The following is a 3,929-nucleotide window of genomic DNA, read 5'->3' as shown; positions in this document are numbered from 1 at the left end:
GCCGTATCTTCCACAGCGTTGTTGCCGGGGAGAGTATCGCCAGCATAGCAAGGGCACTCCGCGCCGAGAAAATCCCTATCCCGTCCGAGCATTGGAAGCGGATAGGCGCACCCGTCCGGGCGGCGAAGTACACAGACCCCTACGCATGGTCAACAACAACTATCAGCTATATCCTCAAACGCCCGGAGTACACGGGGCGCAAGGTTTTAGGGAAAACCGTCTGCGAGAACTACAAGACCAAAAGCACCCGCAAGACCGCGCCGGAGGAACAGTATATTTTTGACGGGGAGATACCCGCCATTGTGGACGAGGAAACATGGAATACCGTCCAGCGGCTTATGGGGACAAAACGCCGCGCCCCCAAGCGGCAGACCACCCCAAACCGCTTGACCGGGCTTCTCTACTGCGCCGACTGCGGCGCGAAGCTGACCCACCGCAGCAGCCTTGTGCAAGGCAAGTATCTGGACGACGCTTTTGTGTGTTCCAGCTACCGCCAGCTTACCCGCGACTGTACCATGCACTATATCCCCACCGCAAAAATGGAAGCCGCCATTCTTGCCGCAATCCAGCGCGTGAGCTGGTATGTGCGGCACAATGAAGCGGAGTTTATCGAGCGTGTGCGGGAAGCGTCCGACCAGCACCAAGAGAACGCCGTCAAGGAGTACCGGCAGAAAGTGAGCAAGGCACAGCGGCGGTGTAAGGAGCTGGACGGCCTTGTAAAGAAGCTATACGAGGGCAACGCCACAGGCAAGATACCCGATAGGCACTTTACCCGTCTGCTTGCCGAATACGACGAGGAACAGACCGGGCTGGAAGCCGCTATCGCACAATGGCAGGAAGCAATCGAGAGCTGGAACGCCGACAGGCTGAAAACAGATAAGTTTATCGAGCTTGTGAGCCGCTACACTGATTTTTCCGAATTGACAACGCCCATGCTCAACGAGTTTATCGAAAAAGTCGTTGTCCATGAGGGCGAGGGACGCGGGAATAGCCGCCGTCAGCGGATAGATATTTACCTCAACTTCATCGGTGCGTTTGAAGTCCCCGCCCATATCGTTACCCCAATGGAAGCCGAGGAACAACGCCGCCAGCAGGAGGAACAGGCCGCAAAGGAAGCCCACTCACAGGAGCTTGCCAAAGCGCGGGAAGAAAAGCGCAAGGCAGAGAAACGGGAGTTTACCGCGAGGAAGAAAGCGGGCTTGTTGACCCCGGAGGAACAGGCGGCAGATGAAGCGCGGTTAGCCCATAACCGGGCATGGCAAAAGGAATGGCGGGAGAAGCGGAAAGCCACCGAACCGCCCAAGCCCCCGAAGCCGAAATCCTTAAAGGAGCTTGCCGCGCTGCAAAAGGCCGGAGCCGACCTCACGCCGGAGGAAGCAGAACGCCTTGCCGCCTACCGGGAGAGGAAAAACCGCCAGCACAAGGCATGGTATGAGCGTCAGAAAGCGGCACAGCCGCCCAAGCCCCGGACGCTGAAAGAGCTTGCCGCCGCACTGGACGCAGGTCAGCCACTCACGCCAGAGGAAACGGAACGCCTTGAAGCCAGCCGGAGCCGGAAGAAGAACGCCTACCAAGAACTGAAAGCCCAAGCGGAAACCGACCCCGCCGCAGCCGCCGAGCTTGCAAGGCGGCGGGCATACCATAGTGAAGCTACCAAGAAATCCCGTCAGAAGATGTACGAGGAAGCCGCAGCCGAAAATCCCGAAGCCCAAGCCCGGTATGAAAACTTCCTTGCTGCAAGGCGGGAGAACTACCACAAAAAGAAGCAGGACGAGAAAGGAGAACAAATCGCATGAGAAGATTGATTGACAATGGGAACCGCCCTATTACCCCGAAGCCCCATATCGGCCACTATGGGCGGCTGCGGAAAGCCTATCTGGAACAATACCGCCACCGTCTTTATACCGCCCTTGTTGCCAGCGAGAAGCTATATCCCCACCTTGCGGAAACAGACCGGGCGGCGCGGGATATGCTGGACTACCTCATGCCCCGCCTTGCCAGAGAAGCAGGAGCCACCGAAGCCCTCAAAGCCGCCGACCCGATGAAATGGGTAGGTTTGATGAACAACTGCAAGGCGAGAGCCGAGGAAATCGTAATGCATGAGTTAATCTATGTTTAACGGTCAAGAGCCGGAAAAAACAGAAATCTTGCGATAACAGCCGCCCCGACGAACCATTCCCCGTCCGGGCGGTTTTTATCGTCAAAAACGCCGTTTTCTCCAAGTCAAGAGCCGGAGAAAACACCCGAAAAATGCCCCTATTGCGTAACAGGGGCGCAGAAAGGAGCTTGCATGAGAACAGGGATTACCAAGCAGGAAAAGACCACCGATATTTGGTTTGACGAGAAAGACCCCCTTATCCATATCCGCACCCACAACACCGCCTTAAAGAAGCGTCTGCTTGCATACAGCCGCCGTTATCCGGCAATCTGCCAGCAGACGGACGCAGACCCGGAAACGGGCTGCATGGAGTTTGACATTGAGAAAGGCCGCTTCTCTTTCCGTCTGACCGCCCCATACAGCGAGGAACGGCGGGAAGCGGCGCGGCGGTATGCCAGAGAGAGCAACGTCGCCGACAGGCTGAAATAGAGTTGAAATGTTCATAGTTTTGTGCTATACTTTTTCTAAAAGCAGAGTAATACTGCGGAATTGATTGGAGGACAACACAATGGTTACATTTATGAGATTAAGATAAAACCGCGAGTTATGTTGCGGTTATCCGTATTGCATAACTCGCTTATTGAAGCAGAGATGTAATTACGGAGGAAAAACAAATGAATAATAATTTATCACGCTTTGCAGACAGCAAGGTTTATTTTCAATGCCCAATTTGCACAAAATCAATGGATATACAAGGCAATAGCCTAATTTGTAGACATGGACATTGCTTTGATATTTCAAGATATGGGTATGTAAATTTGTTGTTAAAATCATCGCCCAAAACCAACTACAGCAAGCGGTCTTTTGACAACCGGCACCAAATTTTGGAGTATGGCATGTATGATGTTGTGTTGGAGAAAATCATACAGTTTATTTCTGATACGCCATCTATAAGAAACATTTTAGATGTTGGTTGCGGCGAGGGTTTCTATGCAAGGCAGATACAGCAAAGAACAGAACGAAACATCTTTGCCTTTGACTTGTCAAGGGAGGCAATACAGATTGCATCAAAAAAAGACAAGCGCAAAGCAGTGAAGTGGTTTGTTACTGACTTATCAAAAATCCCTTTGAAAGACGGAAGTATGGATTGTATTTTAGACATATTTTCGCCTGCACACTACAAAGAATTTCAGCGATTGCTATCTCCTAACGGATATGTTGTGAAAGTAATTCCTACGAAAAATCATTTGAGGGAAATCAGGACTAAAGTGCAAGCACACTTGAAAAATCCAGATTATTCAAATGAGTCTGTCGTTGAATATTTTGAGAAATATCTTAAAACCATTTCAAGAGAAACGGTTTCAGCCACCGTACAGTTGTCATCAGAACAAAGAATGTCGTTTATTGAAATGACGCCGCTTCTCTTTTGCGTTGAAAAAGATTGCGTTGATTGGCGTACTCTCACACATTTGACAATCGAAGCTGATGTTTTAATAGGAATGTATTAAAGGGCGTATTGATATTTAATATTCCCATTTATTGAGCAGAACGGAGTAAACCAAACACCCTAATCAAAAGGACAGCCGAGGAAATCGACTGTCCTTTTTCTGTGCCGACAGGTAGAAAGGAGTGACCACCCATGACGAAACCGAGAGAAAAAAACGCGAGGAATTGCAAGCCGAGATTGAGGACGGGAAGAAGAAAATCCGGCAGCTTGAAAATCGGGAAAAGGTGTTGCGGCAAAAGTTATCCCAAGAGGAACGCAGGACGCGCAGCCATCGGCTGATCGTCCGGGGTGCGGTCTTTGAGAGCATTGTGCCAGAAGCAAAGA

At 51.1% G+C, this 3,929-nt stretch carries 4 protein-coding genes and 1 pseudogene; all 5 read left to right on the top strand.

Features of this window, described 5'->3' with window-relative positions:
* On the top strand, positions 1-1,796 hold a 1,796-nt coding region (locus B5E67_RS15000; protein WP_087385889.1), incomplete at its 5' end, for a DUF4368 domain-containing protein.
* Complete coding sequence (locus B5E67_RS14995; protein WP_087385888.1) at positions 1,793-2,119, top strand: TnpV protein; 327 nt, start codon at positions 1,793-1,795, stop codon at positions 2,117-2,119. The genes B5E67_RS15000 and B5E67_RS14995, both read left to right, overlap by 4 nt.
* A 171-nt stretch (positions 2,120-2,290) precedes the next feature.
* Positions 2,291-2,587 (top strand): hypothetical protein, encoded by a 297-nt coding sequence (locus tag B5E67_RS14990; RefSeq protein WP_087385887.1) that lies wholly within the window; start codon positions 2,291-2,293, stop codon positions 2,585-2,587.
* Between the two features lie 185 nt (positions 2,588-2,772).
* Positions 2,773-3,606, top strand: coding sequence for a methyltransferase domain-containing protein (locus B5E67_RS14985; protein WP_002584969.1), 834 nt, complete (start codon positions 2,773-2,775; stop codon positions 3,604-3,606).
* 131 nt (positions 3,607-3,737) lie between these two features.
* Positions 3,738-3,929 (top strand): annotated as a pseudogene (locus B5E67_RS14980) (DUF3847 domain-containing protein); the annotation flags it as partial.

This window comes from Faecalibacterium sp. An122, from assembly GCF_002160895.1.
Classification (GTDB): Bacteria; Bacillota; Clostridia; order Oscillospirales; family Ruminococcaceae; genus Faecalibacterium.
Note: the sequence above shows the minus strand (reverse complement) of the source record. Positions and strands in the feature narration are given on the sequence as shown.

Coding starts and splice junctions, on each gene's coding strand:
- B5E67_RS14985 (WP_002584969.1), top strand. CDS start 2,773: ATGAATAATAATTTATCACGCTTTGCAGACAGCAAGGTTTATTTTCAA.
- B5E67_RS14995 (WP_087385888.1), top strand. CDS start 1,793: ATGAGAAGATTGATTGACAATGGGAACCGCCCTATTACCCCGAAGCCC.
- B5E67_RS14990 (WP_087385887.1), top strand. CDS start 2,291: ATGAGAACAGGGATTACCAAGCAGGAAAAGACCACCGATATTTGGTTT.